This is a genomic window from Kineosporia babensis, assembly GCF_021129305.1.
In the GTDB taxonomy this organism is placed as follows: Bacteria; Actinomycetota; Actinomycetes; order Actinomycetales; family Kineosporiaceae; genus Kineosporia; species Kineosporia babensis.
In genome coordinates this window covers 201,517-225,682 of sequence record NZ_JAJOMB010000010.1, presented here as the reverse complement: position 1 = coordinate 225,682, position 24,166 = coordinate 201,517, and the positions used below count along the sequence as shown (strand labels likewise).

22 protein-coding genes are annotated in these 24,166 nt (G+C 70.9%); 16 read left to right on the top strand and 6 right to left on the bottom strand.

Going from position 1 to position 24,166, the window contains the following annotated elements; translation table 11 throughout:
* Positions 1 to 21: 21 nt before the first annotated feature.
* Positions 22 to 1,104, bottom strand: a complete 1,083-nt coding sequence (disA, locus tag LR394_RS19935) for a DNA integrity scanning diadenylate cyclase DisA (protein ID WP_231444132.1) — start codon at positions 1,102 to 1,104, stop codon at positions 22 to 24.
* A gap of 63 nt (positions 1,105 to 1,167) precedes the next feature.
* On the opposite strand from disA, the gene radA reads away from it, so the two are divergent.
* On the top strand, positions 1,168 to 2,619 hold the full coding sequence (gene radA / locus LR394_RS19930) for a DNA repair protein RadA (RefSeq protein ID WP_231444130.1): 1,452 nt from the start codon (positions 1,168 to 1,170) through the stop codon (positions 2,617 to 2,619).
* A gap of 419 nt (positions 2,620 to 3,038) precedes the next feature.
* On the opposite strand, the gene LR394_RS19925 is transcribed toward radA, so the two are convergent.
* A complete protein-coding gene (locus LR394_RS19925) occupies positions 3,039 to 3,911 on the bottom strand; it encodes a class I SAM-dependent methyltransferase (protein WP_231444129.1) in 873 nt (290 codons plus the stop codon).
* Between the two features lie 8 nt (positions 3,912 to 3,919).
* On the bottom strand, positions 3,920 to 4,822 hold the full coding sequence (locus LR394_RS19920; RefSeq protein WP_231444127.1) for a hypothetical protein: 903 nt from the start codon (positions 4,820 to 4,822) through the stop codon (positions 3,920 to 3,922).
* Positions 4,823 to 4,913: 91 nt separating this feature from the next.
* On the opposite strand from LR394_RS19920, the gene LR394_RS19915 reads away from it, so the two are divergent.
* On the top strand, positions 4,914 to 5,852 hold the full coding sequence (locus LR394_RS19915; protein ID WP_231444125.1) for a Ppx/GppA phosphatase family protein: 939 nt from the start codon (positions 4,914 to 4,916) through the stop codon (positions 5,850 to 5,852).
* A 77-nt stretch (positions 5,853 to 5,929) separates the two neighbouring features.
* Complete coding sequence (locus tag LR394_RS19910; RefSeq protein ID WP_231444123.1) at positions 5,930 to 6,772, top strand: sugar phosphate isomerase/epimerase family protein; 843 nt, start codon at positions 5,930 to 5,932, stop codon at positions 6,770 to 6,772.
* A gap of 44 nt (positions 6,773 to 6,816) precedes the next feature.
* Here the strand turns inward: LR394_RS19910 and pruA are convergent, their stop codons facing one another.
* Together pruA and LR394_RS19900 are read right to left on the bottom strand one after the other, a co-directional pair.
* Positions 6,817 to 8,445, bottom strand: coding sequence for an L-glutamate gamma-semialdehyde dehydrogenase (pruA, locus tag LR394_RS19905; RefSeq protein ID WP_231444121.1), 1,629 nt, complete (start codon positions 8,443 to 8,445; stop codon positions 6,817 to 6,819).
* A gap of 27 nt (positions 8,446 to 8,472) precedes the next feature.
* Positions 8,473 to 9,396 (bottom strand): proline dehydrogenase family protein, encoded by a 924-nt coding sequence (locus LR394_RS19900; RefSeq protein ID WP_231444119.1) that lies wholly within the window; start codon positions 9,394 to 9,396, stop codon positions 8,473 to 8,475.
* 77 nt (positions 9,397 to 9,473) lie between these two features.
* On the opposite strand from LR394_RS19900, the gene LR394_RS19895 reads away from it, so the two are divergent.
* The 7 genes from LR394_RS19895 to LR394_RS19865 all read left to right on the top strand — a co-directional run bounded on the left by LR394_RS19895 (position 9,474) and on the right by LR394_RS19865 (position 16,761).
* Positions 9,474 to 10,661 (top strand): PucR family transcriptional regulator, encoded by a 1,188-nt coding sequence (locus LR394_RS19895; RefSeq protein WP_231444117.1) that lies wholly within the window; start codon positions 9,474 to 9,476, stop codon positions 10,659 to 10,661.
* Positions 10,654 to 11,472 carry a pyrroline-5-carboxylate reductase gene (proC, locus tag LR394_RS19890; RefSeq protein ID WP_231444114.1) on the top strand — a complete coding sequence of 273 codons (819 nt, stop codon included), beginning with the start codon at positions 10,654 to 10,656 and terminating at the stop codon, positions 11,470 to 11,472. Before LR394_RS19895 ends, proC begins: the two co-directional genes overlap by 8 nt.
* Positions 11,473 to 11,518: 46 nt before the next feature.
* The gene (locus tag LR394_RS19885; RefSeq protein ID WP_231444113.1) at positions 11,519 to 12,700 is read left to right on the top strand and encodes an acetoin utilization protein AcuC; all 1,182 of its coding nucleotides are present in this window, start codon (positions 11,519 to 11,521) and stop codon (positions 12,698 to 12,700) included.
* A 292-nt stretch (positions 12,701 to 12,992) separates the two neighbouring features.
* Positions 12,993 to 13,217, top strand: coding sequence for a helix-turn-helix domain-containing protein (locus LR394_RS19880; protein WP_231444111.1), 225 nt, complete (start codon positions 12,993 to 12,995; stop codon positions 13,215 to 13,217).
* A 171-nt stretch (positions 13,218 to 13,388) separates the two neighbouring features.
* Positions 13,389 to 13,487 carry a 30S ribosomal protein bS22 gene (locus LR394_RS19875; protein ID WP_003792170.1) on the top strand — a complete coding sequence of 33 codons (99 nt, stop codon included), beginning with the start codon at positions 13,389 to 13,391 and terminating at the stop codon, positions 13,485 to 13,487.
* Positions 13,488 to 13,909: 422 nt separating this feature from the next.
* Entirely contained in the window at positions 13,910 to 14,974 is a 1,065-nt protein-coding gene (locus tag LR394_RS19870; RefSeq protein ID WP_231444109.1) for an NAD-dependent epimerase/dehydratase family protein, read from the top strand.
* A gap of 488 nt (positions 14,975 to 15,462) precedes the next feature.
* Positions 15,463 to 16,761, top strand: coding sequence for a lysophospholipid acyltransferase family protein (locus LR394_RS19865; protein ID WP_231444107.1), 1,299 nt, complete (start codon positions 15,463 to 15,465; stop codon positions 16,759 to 16,761).
* Here the strand turns inward: LR394_RS19865 and LR394_RS19860 are convergent.
* Entirely contained in the window at positions 16,737 to 17,645 is a 909-nt protein-coding gene (locus LR394_RS19860; RefSeq protein WP_231444105.1) for an HAD family hydrolase, read from the bottom strand. The genes LR394_RS19865 and LR394_RS19860 overlap by 25 nt on opposite strands.
* Positions 17,646 to 17,729: 84 nt before the next feature.
* Between LR394_RS19860 and LR394_RS19855 the strand changes: the two genes are divergently transcribed.
* The 6 genes from LR394_RS19855 (at position 17,730) to hemB (ending at position 24,102) form a co-directional block, all read left to right on the top strand.
* Positions 17,730 to 18,059, top strand: a complete 330-nt coding sequence (locus LR394_RS19855) for a glutaredoxin family protein (protein WP_231444103.1) — start codon at positions 17,730 to 17,732, stop codon at positions 18,057 to 18,059.
* A 131-nt stretch (positions 18,060 to 18,190) separates the two neighbouring features.
* Complete coding sequence (locus tag LR394_RS19850) at positions 18,191 to 19,075, top strand: redox-sensing transcriptional repressor Rex (RefSeq protein WP_231444102.1); 885 nt, start codon at positions 18,191 to 18,193, stop codon at positions 19,073 to 19,075.
* A complete protein-coding gene (locus LR394_RS19845) occupies positions 19,072 to 20,442 on the top strand; it encodes a glutamyl-tRNA reductase (RefSeq protein ID WP_231444100.1) in 1,371 nt (456 codons plus the stop codon). Before LR394_RS19850 ends, LR394_RS19845 begins: the two co-directional genes overlap by 4 nt.
* Positions 20,443 to 20,501: 59 nt before the next feature.
* Positions 20,502 to 21,506 carry a hydroxymethylbilane synthase gene (gene hemC / locus LR394_RS19840; protein ID WP_407937087.1) on the top strand — a complete coding sequence of 335 codons (1,005 nt, stop codon included), beginning with the start codon at positions 20,502 to 20,504 and terminating at the stop codon, positions 21,504 to 21,506.
* Positions 21,503 to 23,128, top strand: a complete 1,626-nt coding sequence (locus tag LR394_RS19835) for a bifunctional uroporphyrinogen-III C-methyltransferase/uroporphyrinogen-III synthase (RefSeq protein WP_231444095.1) — start codon at positions 21,503 to 21,505, stop codon at positions 23,126 to 23,128. Before hemC ends, LR394_RS19835 begins: the two co-directional genes overlap by 4 nt.
* Complete coding sequence (hemB, locus tag LR394_RS19830) at positions 23,125 to 24,102, top strand: porphobilinogen synthase (RefSeq protein ID WP_231444093.1); 978 nt, start codon at positions 23,125 to 23,127, stop codon at positions 24,100 to 24,102. Before LR394_RS19835 ends, hemB begins: the two co-directional genes overlap by 4 nt.
* The last annotated feature ends 64 nt before the right edge of the window (positions 24,103 to 24,166 follow it).

Genomic DNA, 24,166 nt, shown 5'->3' with positions numbered 1-24,166 from the left:
CCGCGTCCGTTGCTGGGACGTTCAGATGTACCGCTCCAGGATGCTGGACTCGGCCAGCCGGGACAGGCCCTCCCGGACCGCCCGGGCCCGCTGGTCGCCGACCCCCTCGACCAGCATCAGGTCGTCCAGGTTGGCGGCGAGCAGCTTCTGCAGGTCGCCGAAGTGGTCGACCAGGCGCTCGACGATCGTGCCGGGCAGCCGGGGCACCTTGGTGAGCAGACGGTAGCCCTTGGGGCTGACCGAGGCGTCCAGCGCGTCCCCGCCCTGCACGAAGCCCAGCACCCGGGCCACCAGGCCCAGGTCGACCAGGTCGTTCGAGGGGATCTCGGCCAGCGCGGTGACCACTTCGGGCATCGAGCGCTCGCGGCGGGTGGCGTCCAGGTAGTCGCGGATCACCAGGTCGCGGTCCGGGCCGACGCCGCCGATCAACTCGTCCAGCTGGAGCGAGAGCAGCCGGCCGTCGGTACCGAGTTCGACCACGTAGTGCTGGATCTCGTCGGAGATCCGGCGCACCATCTCCAGCCGCTGGATCACGATCGAGACGTCGCGCACGGTGACCAGGTCCTCGATCTCCAGCGCGGAGAGCGTGCTGGTGACCTCGTCCAGCCGGGCCTTGTAGCGCTCCAGGGTGGCCAGCGCCTGGTTGGCCTTGCCGAGGATGGCGTCCGAGCCCTCCAGCACGTAACGCCGGCCGGCCACGTACAGCGCGATGATCCGCATCGACTGGCTGACCGAGACCACCGGGTACCCGGTCTGCTTGGCCACCCGCTCCGCGGTGCGGTGCCGGGTGCCGGACTCGTCGGTCTGGATGGTGGGGTCGGGCACCAGCTGGACCGCGGCCCGCAGGATGTGCGTCACGTCCTGGTCGGTGACGATCGCGCCGTCCATCTTGGCCAGCTCGCGCAGCCGGGTGGCGGAGAAGCCGACGTTCAGGTGGAAGCCGCCGGTGCAGATCGTCTCCACCAACGGGTCGTGGCCGAGCACGATCAGCGCGCCGGTCCGGCCACGCAGGATCCGCTCCAGGCCGTCACGCAGCGTCGTGCCCGGAGCGACGGCGGCCAGGGTGTACCGCAGTAGCTCTTCGGGAGTCCGCTCCGCAACCACGAGAGGGAGTCTATCCGGCTACGGCCGTCAAGATTGTCGGTGGGCGCGCGTAGGTTCTTGGCCGTGAGCACATCTGATGCGCGGCGAGGTACGGCAGGCCGGGGCAAGCGGTCCGGGCGGGACAACCCCGGTTACCGCTGTGCCGAGTGCGGCTGGCAGGCCGCCAAGTGGGTCGGCCGCTGCGGCGAGTGCCAGGCCTGGGGCACGGTGATGGAGGCCACCAGTGCGGCCCCGGCCGGCATCACCAAGGCCCGGCCGGTGGGGGTGAAGGCCCAGCCCATCGGCGAGGTGGCGGCCGACAACGCGCAGACCTGGTCCACCGGGGTGGAGGAGCTGGACCGGGTGCTCGGCGGCGGCATCGTCAGCGGGGCGGTGGTGCTGCTGGCCGGTGAGCCCGGGGTCGGCAAGTCCACGCTGCTGCTCGACGTGGCGTCCAAGGCCGCGCAGAACTCGCGCACCGTGCTCTATGTCACCGGTGAGGAGTCGGCCAGCCAGGTCCGGGTGCGGGCCGAGCGGATCGGGGCGCTGCGGCCCCGGCTGCTGCTCACCGCCGAGACCGATCTGTCCACCGTGCTCGGCCACGTGGAGGACGTGCAGCCCGACCTGCTGGTGGTGGACTCGGTGCAGACCATCGCCAGCGACGCGATCGAGAGCTCGGCCGGCAGCGTCTCGCAGGTCCGGGAGGTGGCGGCCTCGCTGATCCGGGTGGCCAAGGAGCGCGGCATGGCCACCCTGCTGGTCGGCCACGTCACGAAGGACGGCTCGATCGCCGGGCCCCGGGTGCTCGAGCACCTGGTGGACGTGGTCTGCCAGTTCGAGGGCGACCGGCACTCGCGGCTGCGCCTGGTCCGCGCGGTGAAGAACCGGTACGGCCCGACCGACGAGGTGGGCTGCTTCGACCTGTCCGAGGTGGGCATCGTCGGCCTGACCGATCCCAGTGGCCTGTTCGTGTCCCAGCACGCCCAGCCGGTGCCCGGCACCTGCGTCACCGTGACCCTGGAGGGCCGCCGCCCCCTGGTCAGCGAGGTCCAGGCGCTGGTCGCCCCGACCGCCGCCAACAACCCCCGCCGGGCCACCTCCGGCCTGGACAACAGCCGGGTCTCGATGATCCTGGCCGTCCTCGAACGCCGGGCCGGGGCAAGGCTGTCCGGCAACGACGTCTACGTCTCCACCGTCGGCGGCAACCGCCTGGCCGAGCCCTCCTGCGACCTGGCCGTGGCCCTGGCCGTCGCCGGCGCCGCCATCGACCGACCTCTGGCTCCCGGCACGATCGCTGTCGGCGAGGTGGGTCTGGCCGGCGAGGTGCGCCCGGTGGCCGGCGTGGGCCGCCGCCTGGCCGAGGCCGCCCGGCTGGGCTTCACCTCGGCCTTCGTCCCGGCCGGCACGAAAGATGCTGCGCCCGCACCGGAGGGGATGGCGGTGTACGAGGTTCCCGATGTCCTCACCGCCTTGAGCCGGGCCACCTTCCCGCTGGTTGGTGGGAATGCCGGCGGGGGGAGGAGCGAGCGGGGGTAGGGGCGAGCGGGGCCAGAGCGAGCGGGGCCAGAGCGAGCGGGGCGGGGCGCGAGTTGGTCGGGGTTGTTGGGGGCGAAGGGCGAGCGGGGCCAGAGCGAGTTGGGCGGGGCGCGAGTTGGTCGGGGTCGTTGGGGGCGAAGGGCGAACGGGGGCAGGGAGCGAGCTGGGCGAGGCCGTTCGGGTCGAAGGGCGTTGTGGGAGGGGCGGACTCGGTGCGGGGCTCGTGGAGGGGGCGAGCTCCGCACCGGTGGAGATGCGGGCTCCGCACCGGTGGAGGGGGCAGGCTCCGCACCGGTGGAGGGGTGGGCTTCGCACCGGCCCAATGCTGGCTCGGAAGCGTCTACTTGGGGCGTTCTGTCGCTATTGCGTGGATTAAGAGCGCTCGGGCGACAGCTTTCGCACGCGGTAACTGGGATTGGTCAGCGCTTGAGCCAGAGGCCTTTCGGGGCCTGGTACCAGAGCAGGTTCACGGCGTAGTCCACCGACGAGCCCGGGTGCGAGGCCAGGATCCGGTCCGCGTGCTCGCGGCTGAACTCGATCCGCACCACGGCCTCGAACTCCTCGCGGGTGGGCATCTCCCAGCGGATGTCCAGGCTGCGCCGCGACCAGCCCTGCCGGGCCCAGAAGGTTTCCACGGCCGCCGGGTCGTAACTGGGCAGCCACTGGCGGAACCAGGTGCCGAAGGTGGAGCGGGTGGCGTCGTTGTCGATCACGAAGGCGATGCCGCCGGGGCGCAGCACCCGGCGGATCTCGGCCAGGCCGGGTTCGCAGCCGGGGCCGAAGAAGTAGGCCCAGCGGGCGTGCACCACGTCGATCGAAGCCTTGGGAACCGGGAGTTTCTGGGCGGTGCCGAGGCGGATGTCGATCTTTCGGAGGTCGGCCGCAGTGGCGCTCCGGGCGGCAGCGGCGCTCTCGGCCTCACCGGCACTCCGAGTGGCGGAGTCGACCGGGTCGGCCCCGCCGACTGATCCGCTGTCCGAACCGTCCCCCGCACCCAAGGCGGAGGGGGCACCCGAGGCGCGCCCGTCGTCCATCATTGCCGCAATCCGCCGCCGGGCCAGCTGCACCAGCGGCGGATGCGGCTCCACCCCGATCACCGAGGCCGCCTCGGCCGCGAAGCGGGGCAGGTGAAAGCCCGTGCCGCAACCGATGTCGAGCACCGCGGCGCCCTCCCAGGAGCGGATCGAGCGCATGGCGGCCTCGATCACACCGTCCGGATCGACGCTGCGGTTCTCGATCTCGTAGACCCCCGGGTGGTGCCAGATGTTGGGGCTCGGGATGACTCCGGCCATGAACGGCCTCAGCGGGCCCGGGCGGTCGCCGGGTGCACGGTGAGCGGGATCAGCTTGCGGGCCCCGGTGATCTGGTCGCAGTGCTGGGCCAGCACCCCGTAGGCAGCCTCGCCCATCAGCTCCACCAGTTCCGGCTTCAGGCTGCGGTACACCGGCTGGCTGCCGACGTGGGCCTGCGGGTTGCCGGTGCAGTACCAGTCCAGGTCGTGCCCGCCCGCGCCCCAGCCCCGGCGGTCGTACTCGCTGATCGTCACCTCGAGGTAGCTGGTGCCGTCCGGGCGCTCGATCGTGCGGTAGGACCGGCGGATCGGAAGCTGCCAGCAGACGTCCGGTTTCAGCTCCAGCGGCTCGCGGCCCTGGGCCCAGGCCAGCTTGTGCAGCGAGCAGCCGTCGCCGGCCGCGAAGCCCGGGCGGTTCAGGAAGATGCAGGCGCCCTCGAACACCCGGGTCTTGCGCTGGCCCTCCGGGTCGACCTCGGTCCAGCCGTCGCGGGTGCCCTCGTCGGCGAACTGCCAGATGCCGGCGTCCAGGCCCTTGACCGCCTCGGTGACCCGCTCCTCGTCCTCCTCGTCGGCGAAGTGCGCACCCAGGGTGCAGCATCCGTCGTTCGGCCGGTCGGCGTAGATGCCCCCGCAGCCGCTGCCGTAGATGCAGGTGTAGTTGGAGGTCAGCCAGGTCAGGTCGCAGCGGAAGACCTGGTCGGGCTGGTCCTCGTCCTCGAAGGTCTCGTCGTCGTCCTCCTCGTCCTCCTCGTCGGCGGAGTCGGAGAAGTCCACGACGACGTCGTCAAGTTCGTCTTCGTCGTCGACATTCTCGGGGTCTTCGACGATTTCGGAGGGCTCCGGATCGGGGAACTCGAGCCAGAGCCGGGCCGGGTCGAGTCCGAGTTCCGGCGCGGGGGGATGGGGCATGGCCGACAATGTAAGCCCTGCGGGCCCCTGCTCAGGTGCAAGGGAGCTAATCGGCTCAGGTCGCGGCCGGATCGTGAGGTACTTTCGCAGGATGCGGCTGGGCGTTCTCGATGTGGGTTCCAATACGGTGCATCTGCTGGTGGTGGACGCTCATCCGGGGGCCCGGCCGTTGCCGGCCTCCTCGCACAAGATCGAACTGCGGCTGGCCGAGCAGTTGGACGCGGACGGCCGGATCTCCCCGCAGGCCGAGGAGTCGCTGCTGCGCTTCGTCGAGTCCAGCCTGACCATCGGTGAGGACCTGGGCGTGGAGGAGGTCATCGGGTTCGCCACCTCGGCCATTCGGGACGCCCCCAACGGCGAGGAACTGCTGGCCCGGGTGCGCAAGCAGACCGGTATCGAGCTGCACGTGCTGGGCGGCGGGGACGAGGCCCGGCTCACCTTCCTGGCGGTGCGGCGCTGGTTCGGCTGGTCGGCCGGGCGGCTGCTGGTGCTGGACATCGGCGGCGGCTCGCTGGAGATCGGCACCGGCCTGGACGAACTGCCCGACGTGGCGATCTCGCTGCCCCTGGGCGCGGGCCGGCTGACCCGGGACCGGCTGGTCGGGGACCCGCCGAGCGCCGACCAGATCCGCGCCGCGCGCCGCTACGTCCGGGCCGAGCTGGGCCGGGTGGTGCGTGACGTGGTCCGCAGCGGTGCGCCGGACCAGACTGTCGGCAGCAGCAAGACCTTCCGCTCGCTGGCCCGGATCTGCGCCCCGGAGACGGCCGAGAGTCCGGTCCGGGTGCTGCGCCGGGCCGATCTGACCGAGTGGGTTCCCCGCCTGGCCACGATGACCGAGGCCGAAAGGGCAGAGTTGCCCAGCGTCTCGATCGGCCGGGCCCGGCAGATTCTGGCCGGTGCGCTGGTGGCCGAGGCCGCGATGGAACTGCTCGGCGTGGAGAGCATGCAGATCAGCCCGTGGGCGCTGCGCGAGGGCGTGATCCTGCGCCGGCTCGACGACATGATGAGCGCGGCCGGCCCCGGCTTCTGAGCCGGAGGGGTGAGTGCCGAAGCGGGCGAGGTGGGTGTGGGCAAGCGCCCACAGCGGGAGTGACTACGCTGAACGGCATGGGCCTATCGAACAATGGTGGGGCACAGGCTTCACGGGGTAAGGCAGCCAAGGTCGCGCTGTCGACGAGTTCTGTGTACCCGGAGTCCTGTGCCGACGCGTTCGAGATCGCCGCGCGTCTGGGCTACGACGGCGTCGAGGTGATGGTCTGGACCGACCCGGTCAGCCAGGACACCGGTGCGCTGAAGCGGCTGTCCCAGCACTACGGCGTCCCCGTGCTCTCCGTGCATGCTCCGACACTGCTGGTGACTCAGCGGGTCTGGGGCAAGGAGCCGTGGGCGAAGCTGGAGCGCTCGGTGCAGATGGCGGAGGACGTGGGTGCGAGCGCCGTGGTGGCGCACCCGCCGTTCCGCTGGCAGAAGGAGTACGGCGCGGCCTTCGTGGACGGCGTGACCCGGATGAACGACCACTTCGCGGTGCCGATCGCGGTGGAGAACATGTATCCCTGGCGCGCCCGCAGCCGTGAGGTGATGGCCTACTCGCCCGGCTGGGACCCGCTGGAGCAGCCGTACAGCCACGTCACGCTGGACTTCTCGCACGCCGCCACGGCCGGCGGCGACTCGCTGGCGATGGCCAAGGCCCTGGGCCAGCGGCTGGCGCACATCCACCTGGCCGACGGCGCGGGCTCGGCGAAGGACGAGCACCTGCTGCCCGGGCGCGGTACCCAGCCCTGCGGCGAGGTGCTGGACCTGCTCTCTGAGTGGGACTGGGCCGGCGTGGTGGCGGTCGAGGTGAACACCCGCAAGTGCCGGACCCGGGCCGAGCGCGAGGCCGAACTGTCCGAGTGCCTGACCTTCGCCCGCGAGCACCTGGCCTCGGCCAACCTCACCACCAGCCGCTAGGGCCCAGGTCGAGGGGTTCCTGAGCCCTAGCGGCAGTTCCGGGTTCAGCCCATGTGCGGGTAGCGCCAGTCGACGGCGGGCTCGAACGTCTCCTTGATCGACCGGGTCGAGGTCCACCGCTGCAAGTTCTGCGGGGCCCCGGCCTTGTCGTTGGTGCCGGAGGCGCGGGCGCCGCCGAACGGCTGCTGCCCCACCACCGCACCGGTCGGCTTGTCGTTGATGTAGAAGTTGCCGGCCGCGAACCGCAGGGCCTCGGCCGCGGCCGCCACCGCCTGCCGGTCCTGGGCGATGATCGCGCCGGTCAGCGCGTACTTCGAGGTGGCCGAGATCGAGGCGGCGATCGCGTCGAACTCCTCGTCCTCGAACACGTGCACGGCCAGGATCGGGCCGAAGTACTCGGTGCTCAGCGCCTCGTCGGCCGGGTCGTCGACCACCAGCACGGTCGGCTCGACGAAGTAGCCCACGCTGTCGTCCACCTTGCCACCGGCCAGGATCTCCACGCCTTCGGCGGAGGCGGCGCGGGCCAGAGCGGCCTTGTGCTTGGCGAACGCCCGCTCGTCGATGACGGCGGAGGTGAAGTTGGCGAAGTCGGTGGGCGGGCCTACCGGCAGAGAACTGGTGACGTCCGCGAGCCCGTCCTTCAGTCGGGTCCAGACCGAGCGGGGCACGTACGCCCGCGAAGCGGCGGAGCACTTCTGGCCCGAGTACTCGAAGGCGCCTCGCACCAGAGCGGTGCGCAGCACGTCGACGTCGGCGCTGGGGTGGGCGAGAACGAAGTCCTTACCACCGGTTTCGCCGACGATCCGCGGGTAGGAACGGTACTCGGTGATCCGTGAGCCGACCTCGCTCCACAGGTGCTGGAAGGTGGCGGTGGAACCGGTGAAGTGGATGCCGGCCAGGTCCGGGTCGGCCAGCGCCACGGACGAGACCTCCGGGCCGGCGCCGTGCACCAGGTTGATCACGCCGGGCGGCAGACCGGCCGCGCGCAGCATCCGCATCGTGTACTCGGCCGAAAGCGCCTGCGTGGGGCTGGGCTTCCAGATCACCGTGTTGCCCATCAGGGCGGGTGCGGTGGCCAGGTTGGCGGCGATCGAGGTGAAGTTGAACGGCGTGATCGCGTAGACGAAGCCCTCGAGCGGGCGGTGGTCCAGCCGGTTCCAGATCCCGGGGGAGTTGGCGGCCGGCTGCTCGGCGTAGATCTGCCGGGCGAAATGCGCGTTGAAGCGCCAGAAGTCGGCCAGCTCGCAGACCGCGTCGATCTCCGCCTGGTAGATGGTCTTGGCCTGGCCGAGCATGGTGACCGCGTTGGTCACCGCGCGCCAGCTGCCGGTGAGCAGGTCGGCGGCCTTCAGCAGGATCGCGGCCCGGTCGTCGATCGAGAGCGCGGCCCAGGCCGGGGCGGCCTTCTTGGCGGCGGCGATGGCGGCGGCGGTGTCCTCGGCGGTGGCGTTCCGGAAAGTGCCCAGAACGTGCGACTTCTCGAACGGGGCAACCACCTCGACCAGGTCGCCGCCACCGGCCACCGGCCGGCCGTCGATCCAGTTGGTGATCTCGGTGCGGGTCTCCCAGATCTCCTTCAGCACCGGCTCCAGCGCGGCCCGGTCGGGGCTGCCGACGGTGTAGGGGCGCGGCGGCTCGTTGACCGGAGCCGGGACCTTCGTGATCGCGTCCATCGAATCGTCCTTTCGTTCTAGGGTTTTTCAGGCGTTCTTGAGGTTGCGGAGCAGGAAGAACACGTTCGCCGGGCGCTCGGCCAGGCGGCGGATGTAGTAGCCGTACCAGTCGGTGCCGAACGGCAGGTACACCCGCACGTCCACCCCGGCGGCCGAGAGCGTCTTCTGCTCATCGGTGCGGATGCCGTAAAGCATCTGCAGTTCCCAGCTCTCGCGGGATCGGCCGAGCCGGGCCGCGGTGGCGGTGGCCTCGGCGACCAGCGCCATGTCGTGCGTGGCGATCATCGGGTGGCCCTGGCCGTTGAACAGGATCTCCATGCAACGGCGGTAGGCGGCGTCGACGTCGGCCTTCCGGGGGTGCGCCACCGAAGCCGGTTCTGCGTAGGCACCCTTGACCAGCCGTACGCGCGAACCGGCGTTCGACAGATCCCGGCAGTCACCTTCGGTGCGGTACAGCGCGGCCTGCAGCACGGCGCCGACCCAGGGGTGCTGGGTACGCAGTTCCTGCAGGATGCCCAGGGTGGAGTCGACCGTGGTGTGGTCCTCCATGTCCAGCGTCATGGTGGTGCCGGTGGCTGCTGCGGCCTCGGCGATCGATGCCGCGTTCTCGAGGGCGATCTTGTGACCGTCGGCGCCGAGAGCCTGACCCAGGGCCGAGAGCTTTACGGAGACCTCGGCGCGGTCGGCCAGGTCGGCATCGGCCAGGTCGGCCAGCAGCGAACGGTAAGCAGCAGCGGTGGCGGCGGCCTGCGAGGCATCCGTCACGTCCTCGCCGAGTACGTCCAGGGTCACGGCCAGACCCTGCTCGCGCAGCGTCCTGGTGACCTCCAGCGCGGAGGCGGCGTCGGGCCCGGCGATGAACCGGCGGACCATCTTGCGGCTGATCGGCAGCGCGCTGACGGAGGCCCGGACTGGCCGGGTCTGTGCGGCGGCCAGCAGGAGTTTCGGCATACGGCCAGGCTAGGAGCGAGGCTGGGGTGTCACCATGTGCAGATGTCACGAGCCGTTCCGACGATTGTCGTACTGGGATGACGTCAGCCCCCGCCGAGCCGGACTCCCGGGCGCTGCAGGAACTGGTCGATGACGTCTCGGACCTGCTGCACGCCCCGGCGGTGCTCGAAGACCTGGGATTCGCCCTGGTGGCCTACGGGTCACAGAGCCCCGAGGGCGTAGATCAGGTGCGCGCCGCGACGATCTTGCGGAAGACCGCGACGTCGCAGGTACGCAGCTATTTCCTGGAACACGGCATCGCCTCGGCCACCGCTCCGGTGCGGATCCCGGCGGACGAGTCCCGGCAGATCGCGGCCCGGGTCTGCATCCCCGTGCGGGCTTCCGGGCGTACCTATGGCTATTTCTGGGTGGTCGAACCGGCTGCCGGGGTAGACGCGGACGCGCTGAACCGTTCGGCGCCGTTGGCCGAGCGGGCGGGGGCGTTGCTGGCTCGCCGGGCGGGTGTTGTCGATGAACGGGCGGCGTTGGTCGAGGCCTTACTGCAAGGGGACGAGCTCGCCTGGCGTCGTTTGGTCTCCCTGGGCGAGCTTGCTTCCGGGGAGCCGTTTGTCGTTGCTGCGATCCGGACTTCTGATGGGGCCCGGCGGCGCACTGTGCTTTCGGTTCCGACCGGGGCCGACGCGGAAGTCATCAGCCGGCGGGTGGCCCGGCAGTTGCCGTCGGGGGCGGTGGCGGGGGTAAGCGAGTCGTGCTTGGTTCCAACCCAATTGGGGACGTCGGGCGCACCGGGTCGGTTGGGTGCGGCTGAGCCACGGGGCGAGGTTTCCGACCAGGAGGCGCCGGGCCGGTTTTGGCAGTCGGTTCTTCCCGCAGCCGCCCACCAAGCCGAGCTCGCAGCGCTCGTGGCGCAGACCCGTCCCCAATTGGGTTCGGTTCTGACCTGGGCCAACCTCGGCATCTACCGAGTGCTCGGGCAGGGAGCCGCCGCCGTCGAGGCCCTGATCTCCGGCACCCCGGCCGCCCGGCTGCGCGCCAAGGCCGACGCCGATCTGATCCGTACCGCCCTGGTCTGGCTGGACAACGGGGGTAACGCCGCCCGCACCGCGGCCGCCCTGTCGGTCCATCGCCAGACCCTCTACTACCGGCTGGAGCGGATCGAGCAGCTGGCCGGGGTAGATCTCGACGAAGGTGAGGCGCGGCTCGGGCTGCACCTGGGCCTGGCTCTGGGCGAAGTGCTGGCCAGGCATGATGGCCCGCATGGTTGAGCAGGTGAAGACAGGCCGGGTCGCGATTCTGGGCGCCGGGAACATGGGCGGCACGATCCTGGCCGGGCTGTTGCGCGCCGGCCGCGCGCCCGCCGACGTGGTGGTCTCGGCCCGTCGCCCGGAACGCGCTGCCGAACTCAAGCAGCGGCACGGCGTCGAGGTCCTGGCCAACGTCGAGGCCGCGGCCTGGGGCGACACGGTGCTCCTGGCGGTCAAGCCCCGCGACATCGCCGGCCTGCTCGCCGAGATCGGCCCGGCCCTGCGCCCGGGCACCCTGGTGGTCTCGCTGGCCGCCGGGCAGACCATCGCCGCGCTCGAGGGCGGCCTGCCCGAGGGCACTCCGGTGATCCGGGTCATGCCGAACACCCCGTCGCTGGTCGACCAGGGCATGTCGGTGCTCAGCCCGGGCACGCACTGCCTTCCCGAGCACACCGAGCGCGCCCAGGACCTGCTCAGCTCCACCGGCAAGGTGCTCCAGGTGCCGGAGAGCTACCAGGACGCGGTGACGGCGGTCAGCGGTTCCGGCCCGGCCTACGTGTTCTACGTGGCCGAGGCGATGATCGAGGCCGGCGTCCTGCTCGGCCTGCCCCGGCCCACCGCCACCGAGCTGGTGGTGCAGACCCTGTTCGGCGCCGCGACCATGCTCAGGCAGACCGGCGAGCACCCCAGCATCCTGCGTGAGCAGGTCACCAGCCCGGGCGGGACCACCGCGGCGGCGGTGCGGCTGCTCGACGACCAGCGGGTGCGCGGCGCCTTCATGTCGGCGATCGAGGCCGCCTGCAATCGGTCGGCCCAGCTCTCACAGTTCTGACCGGACGGTAGGGCGGGCCGTCCCGGCAGCGATTACGGTGGGGCGGGTGGAGGCACTGCGGCTGGTCTGGGACGAGGCGTTCACCGGGTACGACTTCGGTGACGAGCACCCGATGCACCCGATCCGGCTGGAGCTCACCGCCCGGCTGGCCACCGATCTGGGGCTGCTCGACGCGGCCGGGGTCCACGTGGTCAGCGCCGAGCCGCCGGACGACGAGCTGCTGCTCAGCGTGCACGACGCGGACTACATCGAGGCGGTGCGCCGGGCCTCCACCCGGCCCGTGGTCTCGGACCTGAAGTTCGGCCTGGGCTCCACCGACAACCCCACCTTCCCCGGCATGCACGAGGCCAGCGGCCGGATCTGCGCGGCCAGCCGGGAGGTAGCGCTCGCGGTCTGGTCGGGGCAGGCCGAGCACGGGGTCAACTTCACCGGCGGCATGCACCACGCCATGCCCGCCGCGGCGAGTGGTTTCTGCGTCTACAACGACATCGGGGTGGCCATTCAGGCGCTGCTCGACGCCGGGGCGAAGCGTGTGGCGTACGTCGACGTGGACGTCCATCACGGCGACGGCGTGGAGAAGATCTTCTGGGACGACCCCCGGGTGCTGACCATCTCCCTGCACGAGAACGGCCGCGTCCTCTTTCCCGGCACCGGCTTCCCCGAGGATCTCGGTGGCGACGCGGCTCAGGGCACGGCGGTCAACGTGGCGCTTCCCCCGGGTACCTCCGACGCGGGGTGGCTGCGCGCCTTCCACTCGGTGGTGCCCTCCCTGCTGGAGGCCTTCGAACCTGAGGTGCTGGTGACCCAGCAGGGGTGCGATTCACACGTCCTGGACCCGCTGGCCCACCTGGCGCTCTCGCTGGACTGCCAGCGGGCCTCCTACGAGGCGCTGCACGAATTTGCCCATAGGTACGCCGGCGGGCGCTGGGTGGCCTTCGGCGGCGGGGGCTACGAGATCGTGGACGTGGTGCCGCGAGCCTGGTCACACCTGATCGGTATCGCGGCGCACCGGCCGATCCCGCCGGGCACCGACGTGCCCGCCGGCTGGCGCGAATACGTGAACGCGCGCTGCGGTCGTCCGGCACCCCAGCGGATGACCGACGGCGCGAACACCGACTACCGCTCCTGGAGTACCGGCTACGACCCGGCCGATGCCATCGACCGGGTGGTCCTGGCCACCCGTAAGGCGGTCTTTCCGCTGCATGGGCTCGACCCCTACTTCGACTGACCCATCGGTAACTCTCTGCTGACCCGCTGCCCCCCGAACGGGGTTCGAGGTCGGACTTTGGAGCACACGAAGCCCGTACCGGTGGGTTGAGTGGCAAAAAGGGGCAGTTCGGAGGATCTGAGTACCCGGATATTCGGGCGAGTCGGCAACTCGATTCACACTTCAGGCTCACTTACACCTATGGTTGGTTACGGGGCGTTGCCGAACGTATCCGGAGCGAAGTCGACATCCGGCGCGAGAGGGCAGAACGCCTTCGATTCGGACTGTCAGCCCGACCGAGGGGAGACCTCAGATGACCGCCGTGCGTGCCCTGCCCAGGGGAGATTTCGAAGTACGTTTCCTCACCGTGGCCGAGGTGGCCGGGATCATGAGGGTGTCGAAGATGACCGTCTACCGCCTGGTGCATGCCGGTGAGCTGGCCGCGATGCGAGTCGGCCGCTCCTACCGGGTCCCCGAGCGGGCGGTGCAGGAGTACCTGCGGCACTCGTACATGAACGGCAGCACCGAGACCGCCTGAGGTGCTTCGACGGCTCTCTAGGGACCGCGTTGCAGAGGTGAGACCGGGTGCACCGTGTACGAGGCGCTACCCTGGGGACCAGGTAATGCTGGTGCGGGCATCCCCGCGCCGCGAGAACCTCGATCCCGCGCAGGTGTCGCGGGCGACCCGATCAACGAACTGCGAGGACCCGTGGGCTCCGTCATCAAGAAGCGTCGCAAGCGGATGGCCAAGAAGAAGCACCGCAAGCTGCTGCGCAAGACGCGTCACCAGCGTCGCAACAAGAAGTAAGACCTGATCCGGACGTAGTACCGCACACCGGCGGCCAGTATCTACTGGCCGCCGCGCGTGCTTTGCGGGGCTTACGGGGGGTGGGGACATCGGGGGAGACGTTGCCCGCATCACATCGGCCGGCTTGACCACGCGGTGAGCGCGTTGGCTTGTCAGGCTGGCAGGCGGACCAAGTTTCTCACTGGGGACGTAGGTGGTGGCGTTTCGCTGCCGGGGTGGGCGCCCATGGATGGGCCCGGAAAACCGTGAGATGCGCTCCCGGCATGGACGTGATCCGGTGGGCCGTGGTCCGCTGGTAACAGCTCGGCAACGGTCGGGCTGGTCGGTGGGGGTTCGTAGACGTTCGCCGGCGCACTCGTGAGCGGGCTCGCGGACCTTTGGACGGCGTCCGTTGGTACTTGTTCTGGGCGGGAGGAATCGGGATGGGGCGGACCGTACTGGTGGCCGGCGTCGCCAGGTATCTCGGTGGTCGCTTTGCCCGCCTGATCGCCGAGCAGCCCGGGGTAGACCGGGTGATCGGGGTAGACGTGATCGCCCCGCCCCACGACATCGGCCGTGCCGAGTTCGTCCGGGCCGACATCCGTAACTCGATGATCGGCCGGATCCTCGAGCAGACCGGCGCCGACACCGTGGTGCACATGAGCGTGATTGCCACGCCGAGCTCGGCCGGGAGCCGTACGGCGCAGAAAGAGATCAACGTCATCGGCACCATGCAGCTGCTGGCCGCCTGCCAGCGGGCGCCCCGGCTGCGGCGGCTGGTGGTCAAGTCCACCTCGGCGGTCTACGGCAGCAGCCCGCGCGATCCGGCGATGTTCACCGAGGCACTGGTCGGCAAGCACCCTCCGCGCAGCGGCTGGGGCAAGGACTCGGCCGAGGTCGAGGAGTACGTGCGCGGGTTCAGCCGCCGCCGGCCCGACGTCGAGGTGGCCACCCTGCGCCTGGCCAACGTGCTCGGCCCGGGCATCCGCACCTCGATGACGGACTACTTCTCCCTGCCGGTCGTGCCCACCGTGCTCGGCTTCGACCCCCGCCTGCAGTTTCTGCACGAGGATGACGCGATCGAGGCCCTGCGCCTGGCCACCCTGGGCGAGTGCCAGGGCGTGATCAACGTGGCCGGCGACGGCGTGATCACCCTGGGCCAGGCCGCAGGCTTCGCCGGCCGACCCACCGTCGCCGTCGTACCCCAGCTGGCCGAGCTGATGGGCAGCATCTATCACCGGGGCGGGCTGGCCGACTTCAGCCCGGACCAGATCCGCTACCTACGTTTCGGCCGCTGCCTGGACACCACCCGGATGCGCGAGGACCTGGGGCTGGACCCGAAGTACACGACCAGGTCGGCCTTCCAGGACTTCGTCCGCACCCGAGGACTGCGCGGCTTCTTCTCCCCGCCGGTGGTCAATGCCCTGGAGCGTCAGCTGGTGAGCCGGCTGAGGCCGCAAGCGGCTACCCAGACGCGTCGCACCCCACGGCCTGAGGCCGCCCGATGAGCGACGCTTCCGAGAACCTGGAGGACCGTGGCCCCCGGGGCGGCGGGCCCGGCCGCCAGGAAGGCGCTGCTCGCCCCCGGCCGAATCGCTCCGGCGCCAAGGGCACCAAGGCATCTCGGCCTTCGAAGGAGAGCAAGAAGCCCGATGCTCCGAAGAAGGCCAAGCCCCCGAAGCCCAGCCAAGAGTTGGATGCGGGTAGGTCGACCGAAGCGGTTGAGGAGACGGCTGGGCGCAATGGCCGGGTGAGGCCGAGGGGCGAGGCTGGAAGGAAGGGACGGGCAGGTTCTGGGGCAGGGGTTGGCCCGGAAGTTGAGGCAGAGGCGACCGGGGTCAAGGGTCGGGTGCGGCTGAAGGGCGAGGCGAGCCCGGGGGTGGGCGCTGAGCCGGAGGTCGGGGCCGCTTCGGGTGCTGCGACTGAGTTCAACGGCCGAGCGCGGTCGAAGGGGAAGGGCGGGCCTGCTGCCCGCCCAGAATCAGCCGGGGCGGGGTTGAAGGGGCAGTCGGGTCGCAAGGCTGGGGCAGATCCGGCCGAGTCGACCGGCCGGGGGAGGCCGAAGGACGAGGCGGGGGCCTCGGACGAGGTGGCGGCGGAGCAGGTGCGGGCCGGGGCGACGCGGGCGGCGGCGGAGCGGAATCGTCGACGGCTGAGTCCTTGGCTGACCGCGCCGGAGGAGCCGCCCCCGGCGGTGCCAGACGCCGACATTCCGCGGCCTTCGGTGATCCCGGCGTCCTCCACCGCTTCCATGGTGCTCTCGATCGCGGGGCAGATCGGCCAGTCCGTCCTCACCGCCATCACTGAGCCTCCGAACTCCGAGCTCGCGGCAGAAGACGACGAAGATCAAGGTGCGAGCGCCCCCACCACCGAGCCCACCGGCTGGCCGGAGCCGACCGCGGCGGCCAGCCCCAACGTCTCAAATTTGGAAGTTGGACCTACCGCGGCCGAGCCCGAGGGCGAGGAAAACCCGGACCGGCTGCTCGAGGTGATCGAGTTCCTGCGCTCACGGCTGGCGGGGGACTACGAGGTGGACGCGTTCGGGTTCGATCCCGAGTTCGCGGACGCCGTGCCCCTGAACCTGCTTCGCCCCCTGTACCAGCACTGGTTCCGGGTGGAGGTTCGTGGCGCGGAGAACATTCCGGCAGAGGGCGGGGCCCTGATCGTGGCCAACCACTCGGGAACCGTTCCCCTGGACGCGCTGATGACAGGGGTCGCGGTGCGCGAGGAACGGGAGCGGCATCTGCGCATCCTGGGCGGCGATCTGGTGTTCCAGACACCGTTCTTGGCGGGACTGGCCCGTCGGGGCGGTGCCACGTTGGCGTCCAACCCGGATGCGGAGCGTCTGCTGTCCTCGGGGGAGCTGGTCGGGGTCTGGCCGGAGGGCTACAAGGGCATAGGTAAGCCGTTTTCCGAGCGGTACAAGCTGCAGCGCTTCGGGCGGGGTGGATTCGTCTCGGCGGCGCTGCGGACCGGTGTGCCGATCGTGCCCTGTTCCATCGTGGGGGCGGAGGAGATCTACCCGATCATCGCCAAGGTGCCTTCCCTGGCGCGGCTCCTGGGACTGCCGTACCTGCCGATCACCCCGTTCTTCCCGCTGCTGGGCCCGCTCGGCGCGGTACCCCTGCCGAGCAAGTGGCTGATCGAGTTCGGCGCCCCGATCCACACCGCAGACCTGAGCCCGCAGGCCGCGGAGGACCCGATCCTGGTCTTCGACCTGACCGACCGCATCCGGCAGACCATCCAGCAGACCTTGTACTCGCTGCTGGTTCAGCGGCGGTCGGTCTTCTTCTGACCGTTGGTGCCGGTGAGCTCGGAGGCCCGGCGCGGACACCCTGCGGACGGGGGCTCGGGCAGCTTGTCCTGTCGCTTGTTGGCCAAGAGGGCGCCGGCAGCGAAACCGGCCAGCACACCTGCTCCGGCCGCAGGGAGGCCGATCTTCGCGGCCCGCCGGGTGGTGCGGTAGTCGTGAACCTGCCAGCCGTTGGCCCGGGCGTGGGCCCGTAGGCGGCCGTCAGGGTTGATCGCCACCGGGTGCCCGACCAGCGACAGCAGGGGGATGTCGTTGGCGGAGTCGCTGTAGGCCGCGCAACGGCGCAGCGAAAGTCCTTCGCGCTGGGCCAGCGCCGCCACCGCATCGGCCTTGGCCTCCCCGTGCATCGGTGCCCCGACCAGCTGGCCGGTGTAGCGGCCGTCGACGTGCTCGGGGATCGTGCCGAGCGCTCCGGTCAGGGCCAGCCGCTGGGCGATCACCTCGGCGATCTCGATCGGGGTGGCGGTGACCAGCCAGACCCGCTGCCCGGCGTCCTCGTGCATCCGGGCCAGTGCCAGGGTGCCCGGCCAGATCTTGTTGGCCAGGATGTCCTCGAAGACCTCCTCGCCGATCGTGCGCATCTCGGCCACCGACCGTCCGGCGATGAAGGCCAGCGCCCGGGTCTGCACCTCGGCCAGCGCGTGCGGGTGCTCGCCGAGGGCCAGGAAGCGGCCCTGCTGCAGGGCGAACCGGCAGATGTCGCGGGGGGTGAGGAAACCGCGGTGGTAGAGCCCTTTGGCGAGATGGAAGATCGAGGCCCCGCGGACGATGGTGTTGTCCACGTCGAAGAAGGCGGCCGCGGTCGGGTCGCCCGGGCGAGCCGGCGGGGAGTGGCTCTCCACCATCCGGATCTCGGCGTCCGACATGGCGGGGAGTCTACGCGCGCCGCCGACGGCGTACAGGCCGGGCAACGCCACACCGACGTGAACAGACATGAATGCAGAGACGTCGTGAGCGCGGTCGGCGGCGCCGGTGACCGTAATCTGGGGCGCGTGTCAGACGTTACCGGCGATGAGCCGCGAATCACCCTCATCGGCAAACCCGGTTGCCATTTGTGCGACGACGCCCGGTTGATCGTGAAAAAGATCGCAGACGAAACCGGGACAGAATGGAAGGAGTTGTCCATTCTGGAACATCCGGACCTCGCCGAGACTTATTGGGAACAGATCCCGGTAGTACTGGTGGACGGGGCTCAGCACACCTATTGGCGGGTGGATGAGGACAGACTGCGAACGGCGCTCACGCGGCGTAGGGGGCTCTTCTCGCGTCGTAACCGATGACCGGGGAACTTTGTGCATGCGTTCACAAGCGCTTAGGCTGCAGAACGACACACCGGCATGACTGCGCATGTCACAAGGCGCCAGTCGTCCCTTATCAGGGGTACCAAAGCCATCGAAGGAGCCGGCCGACTGTGACCCGACCACGCCCCGCCCGGCTCGTCCGTTCCGGCCGAGCCGCCCGCGACGGCATCCCCGAGGCAACGGTCTCCCGGCTCCCGTTCTACCTCCAGGCGCTGACCGCTCTGGCCGAGCGCGGAGTGGCGACGGTCTCCTCCGAGGAACTTGCCTCGGCCGCCGGAGTCGGTTCTGCGAAGCTCCGGAAAGACCTTTCCCACCTCGGTTCGTACGGAACCCGGGGCGTGGGTTACGAGGTCCAGTACTTGATTTACCAAATTTCGCGTGAACTCGGCCTTACCCAGGACTGGAAGGTCGTGATCGTCGGAATCGGAAATCTCGGCCATGCCCTGGCGAACTACGGCGGATTCACCTCCCGGGGATTCACCGTCGCCGCGTTGGTGGACGCCGATCCCCGGGTGGTCGGGGAAACTGTGGCGGGCCTCACGGTCAGTCCCCTGGAATCGCTGGGCGAGATCGTCCGCACCCACGGGATCCAGATCGGCGTGGTGGCCACCCCGGGCCCGGCCGCGCAGGAGATCTGCGACCAGCTGGTGCAGGCCGGGGTCACCGGGGTGCTGAACTTCGCGCCCTGCGTGCTGACCGTGCCCGACGGGGTGATGGTGCGCCGGGTCGACCTGGCCACCGAGCTGCAGATCCTGGCCTTCCACGAGCAGCGCCGGGCGGTCGGGCGGCTGACCAGCGAGATGCCGACCGAACCGCAGGACCTCAGCGGTGCCCTGACCGGGCTGACCGATCCCCGGGCCGAGCTGCGGCCGCCACCCCGGGAAGAACCGAGAACCAAGGCCCCGAGAGCAGCGGCGCTCTCCGAGCCGCGCAACACCCCCCGAACCAAACCCGCAACCGCACTGACGGAGTCGAGAGCCGAGGCCGCCGGATGAGCATCATGATCGTCGGGCTGTCGCACCGCACCGCACCGATCTCCCTGCTGGAACGCACCACGCTGAGCACCGAGGCGGCCGCCGAGCTGGTCGCCAACCTGTGCCGGGGCGAGCACGTGGCCGAGGCGATCGCCCTGGTCACCTGCAACCGGCTGGAGATCTACGCCGAGGTGAGCAAGTTCCACGGTGGGATCGGCGAGATCGGCGCCGGGCTGGCCGAGGCCACCGGCGTGCCGCTGACCGAACTGACCGAGCACCTGTACGTGCACTACGAGAACGCCGCGGTCGCCCACCTGTTCCAGGTCACCTGCGGCCTGGACTCGATGGCGGTGGGCGAGCAGCAGATCCTCGGCCAGGTGCGCACCGCGCTGCGCGCTGCCCAGGGCGCCGGCTCCGCCGGGCGCACCATCGGCCACCTGGTGCAGAACGCGCTGCGGGTGGGCAAGCGGGTGCACTCGGAGACCCTGCTCGACCAGGCCGCGCCGAGCCTGGTGGACGCCGGCCTGCGCAAGGCCGCCGAAGCCCTCGGCCCGCTGGGCGAGCTGAACGTGCTGGTGCTCGGCGCCGGTGCGATGAGCGGGCTTTCGGTGGCCTCGGCGTACCGCGCCCAGGTCGCCTCGATCTCGGTCTGCAGTCGCACCCTGCCCCGGGCCCGCCGGCTGGCCGAATCGGTCGGGGGCACCCCGGTCCCGCGCGAGCAGTTGCCGGACGCCCTGGCCGCCGCCGACCTGGTGATCGCCTGCGCCGGCGCCACCGGTTACCTGGTCGAGAAGGACGCCGCCGAGCTGGCGCTGAAGTCCCGCGACGGCCGCGCGCAGGTGTACATCGACCTGGCCCTGCCGCGCGACGTGCAGCCCGCGGTGGCCGAACTGGACGCGGCCCATGTGTTCGACCTGGAGCACCTGGGCCAGGTGCTGACCGCCGAGGGCCTGAGCGAGGACCTGGCCGAGGCCCGGGCGATGGTCGAGAACGAGGTCGCGCTGTACCTGGCCGACCAGCGGGCCAAAGAGGTCGCGCCGACCGTGGTCGCGCTGCGGGCGATGGCCCGCTCGGTGATGGAGACGGAGCTGGACCGGCTCTCGGGGCGCCTCGACGGCCTGGACCCGGACGTCTTCGCCGAACTGGAGCAGACCGTGCACCGGGTGGTGGAGAAGCTTCTCCACCAGCCCACCGTGCGGGTCAAGGAGCTGGCCGCCGCGCCGGGTGGGGACACCTACGCCGAAGCGCTGCGCCTGCTGTTCAATCTCGGCCCGGCACCCGCGGCGAAGGCAGGTGACCTGCCCGGGGTGGAACTCGCAGTCCAGCTCGAGCAGGACTCGCTGACCGACCTCTCCGCACTGCTGGGCCGTACCGGAGGAGCATCGTGACGGTCGACCATCAGCTCGACAACCTGTTCGGCATCCTGGAAGGGCTGGACAACAAGCCCATCGTGCTGCGGCTGGGCACCCGCCGCAGCGAGCTGGCCACCACCCAGTCGCGGTGGGTGGCCGACCGGCTGCTGGAGGCCCTGGCGGTGGCCTGCCCGCAGCGCGGGTTCCAGGTCGAGCTGGTCGAGATCGTCACCAGCGGCGACATCAGCCAGGCGGCAGGCACCCCACTGACCCAGCTCGGCGGCACCGGCGTGTTCGTCTCGGCGCTGCGCGAGGCCGTTCTGGACGGGCGCTGCGACTTCGCCGTGCACTCGCTCAAGGACCTGCCCAACGCCCAGCCCGAGGGCCTGACCCTGGCCGCCGTGCCGCTGCGGGAGGACCCGGCCGATGCGCTGATCGCCCGCAACGGGCTGACTTTCGCGCAGCTGCCGGCCGGCTCGGTGATCGGCACCGGCTCACCCCGGCGGGCCGCCCAGCTCAGCGCGCTGCGCCCAGACCTGAAGATCACCGGGATCCGCGGCAACCTCGGCACCCGGATCGGCAAGGTCGCCTCCGGCGAGCTCGACGCCGTCGTGCTGGCCCACTCCGGCCTGCGCCGGATCGGCCGCCACCACGAGGTCACCCACCTCTTCGGCCCGGAGCAGATGCTGCCCGCTCCCGGCCAGGGCGCACTCGCCGTGGAGTGCCGCCCCGAGTCCGCGTCGCTGCTGGCCGCCCTGCGGTTGCTCGACGACCGGGCCTCCCGGGCCTGTGTGCTCGCCGAGCGAGCGCTGCTGGCCCGCCTGGAGGCCGGGTGCGCCGCCCCCGTCGGCGCCCTGGCCACCATCGAGAACCAGGTGCTGACGCTGACCGCGTTCGCCGGTTCTCCCGACGGCGTGCAGACCATCCGCCGTACCGCGACCGCCCGGTTGCTGGGCGACCCCCAGGACGAGCAGGTCGCGAACCACCTGGGCCGGGCACTCGCCGAGCAGATGCTCGACGCCGGTGCCGCCCTCCTGATCCCTGTACCAGACCCCCTGCCGGCGGCCGACGAGGCCGTGGCTAGAGAAGGTGACTCGTGACATCGATCATCACCAGCAAGAAGGCGGGACACTCGTCGACCGGCGGTTCCGTGGCCTTCGTCGGGGCCGGCCCCGGCGATGACGGCCTGCTCACCCTGCGCGCCGTCGAACGGCTCGGCGAGGCGGACGTGGTCGTCGTCGACCAGCTGCCCCGAGAGGCGATCATCTCCCGTTACTGCCGGGCCGGCGTCGAGATCGTCGACGCCGGGTTCGGCGAGGACGGTCAGCCGATGACCCGGGCCAGCCGGGCCAAGGTCGTGGTCACCGCGGCGAAGACCGGGGCCCGGGTGGTGCGCCTGCTGGACGGCGACCCGGCCACCTTCACCGGCCTGGCCGAGGAGATCCAGGCATGCCGCAAGCAGTCGCTGCCCTTCGAGGTCGTGCCCGGAGTCTCGGCCGCCTCTGCGGTCCCAGCCTACGCCGGGGTCCCGCTGACTCCCGCGGGGGTCAGCGGGGTGCACGTGCTGCACCCGCACGGCGAGGTCGTGGACTGGAAGCTGCACGCCTCGGCGGGCACCACCGTGGTCGTGCTCGGCGCCGAGGAGGACATCACCGGCGCGGCCGACGGCCTGCTCGAGGCCGGCCGCAAGGCCAGCACCCCGGTCGTGGTCACCGCGCACGGCACCACCACCAAGCAGCGTTCGGTGTCCTGTCAGCTCGGTGAGGTCACCCCGGTGCTGGCCGCGGCCAAGCTGGACAAGCCGATGACCGCGGTGATCGGCGAGGCCGCGGCGCTGCGCGAGAAGGCCTCCTGGTTCGAGACCAAGCCGCTGTTCGGCTGGCGGGTGCTGGTGCCGCGGACCAAGCAGCAGGCCGGCGGAATCGTGAAGGAGCTGGCCGACCACGGCGCCACCGCCCAGGTGGTGCCCACCATCTCGGTCGAGCCGCCGCGCACTCCGCACCAGATGGAGAAGGCGGTCAAGGGCCTGGTCACCGGCCGCTACGAGTGGATCGGCTTCACCAGCGTCAACGCGGTGCGGGCGGTGCGCGAGAAGTTCGAGGAGTTCGGCCTGGACGCCCGGGCGTTCGCCGGGCTCAAGGTCGCGGCCGTGGGCGGGGTCACCGCCACCGCGCTGCGCGAGTGGGGGATCGAGCCGGACCTGATGCCGGCCGAGAACCAGTCGGCGGTCGGCCTGCTGGAGTGCTGGCCGCCCTACGACGAGGTGCTCGACCCGATCAACCGGGTCTTCCTGCCGCGGGCCGACATCGCCACTGACACCCTGGTGGCCGGTCTGGAGCAGAACGGCTGGGAGGTGGACGACGTCACCGCCTACCGCACCGTGCGGGCCGCGCCGCCGCCGGCCGAGACCCGGGAGGCGATCAAGAGCGGTCACTTCGACGCCGTGGTCTTCACCTCCTCCTCGACCGTGCGCAACCTGGTCGGGATCGCCGGCAAGCCGCACGCCACCACGGTGGTGGCCTGCATCGGCCCGCAGACCGCCAAGACCGCCGAGGAGCACGGCCTGCGGGTGGACGTGCTGGCCGCCGAGCCGAGCGCCGACGCCCTGGTGGACGCCCTGGCCGAGTACGGGGCGGGCCTGCGGCTGAGCGCCGACGAGGCCGGCGAGCCGGTGCTGCGGCCTTCGCAGCGCAAGGGCTCCACCCGCCGGAGCGCGAAGTGAGTTTCCCCAGCCACCGGCCGCGCCGCCTGCGGGTGAACCCCGCAGTGCGGCGCCTGGTCGGGGAGAACCGGCTGCACCCGGCCGAGCTGATCCTGCCGGTCTTCGTGAAAGAGGGCCTGCAGGAACCGCATCCGCTGTCCGCGATGCCCGGGGTGTCCCAGCACTCGCGGGAGTCGTTGCGGCGCACGGCCGCCGAGGCAGCCGGTCTGGGGCTCGGCGGGATCATGTTGTTCGGGATCCCCACGGCAAAAGACGCGGTGGGTTCCGGGGCGACGGATCCGGACGGGATCCTCAACCAGGCCGTCGCGGACGTCCGTAAGGAGGTCGGCGACGAGCTGGTGGTGATGGCCGACCTCTGCTTGGACGAGTTCACCGACCACGGTCACTGTGGCGTGCTCACCCCCGAGGGCGCGGTCGACAACGACGCCACGCTGCTGCGCTACGCCGACATGGGCGTGGCGCTGGCCGAGGCAGGCGTCCACATGGTCGGCCCCAGCGGGATGATGGACGGCCAGGTGGCGGCGGTCCGCACCGCGCTGGACGGAAAAGGCTTCCAGGACGTGTCGATCCTGGCCTACGGCGCCAAGTACGCCTCGGCGTTCTACGGCCCGTTCCGCGAGGCGGTGGACTCCAGCCTGGAGGGCGACCGGCGGACGTACCAGCAGGACCCGGCCAACGGCGCCGAGGGCCTGCGGGAGATGGAGCTGGACATCGCCGAGGGCGCCGACCTGGTGATGGTCAAGCCCGCGATGAGCTACCTGGACGTGGTGGCCCGGGCCGCCGACCGGTTCGACGTGCCGATTGCGGCGTACCAGATCTCCGGGGAGTACTCGATGATCGAGGCCGCCGCGGCGAACGGCTGGATCGACCGGGAGCGGGCGATCCACGAGTCGCTCTTGTCGATCCGCAGAGCCGGCGCCTCGGTCATCCTCACCTACTACGCGATGGAAGTAGCCGCCGCACTGCGCTCTTGAGGGATCCGCGCTACCCACCGTCACGGATTCCGGCCCGCGTCACCCGCTCGGAGCCTTCGGAGCG

Coding starts and splice junctions, on each gene's coding strand:
- pruA (WP_231444121.1), bottom strand. CDS start 8,445: ATGGACGCGATCACGAAGGTCCCGGCTCCGGTCAACGAGCCGCCGCGC.
- proC (WP_231444114.1), top strand. CDS start 10,654: ATGGTTGAGCAGGTGAAGACAGGCCGGGTCGCGATTCTGGGCGCCGGG.
- LR394_RS19860 (WP_231444105.1), bottom strand. CDS start 17,645: ATGTCGGACGCCGAGATCCGGATGGTGGAGAGCCACTCCCCGCCGGCT.
- LR394_RS19915 (WP_231444125.1), top strand. CDS start 4,914: ATGCGGCTGGGCGTTCTCGATGTGGGTTCCAATACGGTGCATCTGCTG.
- LR394_RS19900 (WP_231444119.1), bottom strand. CDS start 9,396: ATGCCGAAACTCCTGCTGGCCGCCGCACAGACCCGGCCAGTCCGGGCC.
- LR394_RS19880 (WP_231444111.1), top strand. CDS start 12,993: ATGACCGCCGTGCGTGCCCTGCCCAGGGGAGATTTCGAAGTACGTTTC.
- LR394_RS19895 (WP_231444117.1), top strand. CDS start 9,474: ATGACGTCAGCCCCCGCCGAGCCGGACTCCCGGGCGCTGCAGGAACTG.
- LR394_RS19845 (WP_231444100.1), top strand. CDS start 19,072: ATGAGCATCATGATCGTCGGGCTGTCGCACCGCACCGCACCGATCTCC.
- LR394_RS19910 (WP_231444123.1), top strand. CDS start 5,930: ATGGGCCTATCGAACAATGGTGGGGCACAGGCTTCACGGGGTAAGGCA.
- LR394_RS19925 (WP_231444129.1), bottom strand. CDS start 3,911: ATGGCCGGAGTCATCCCGAGCCCCAACATCTGGCACCACCCGGGGGTC.
- LR394_RS19920 (WP_231444127.1), bottom strand. CDS start 4,822: ATGCCCCATCCCCCCGCGCCGGAACTCGGACTCGACCCGGCCCGGCTC.
- LR394_RS19870 (WP_231444109.1), top strand. CDS start 13,910: ATGGGGCGGACCGTACTGGTGGCCGGCGTCGCCAGGTATCTCGGTGGT.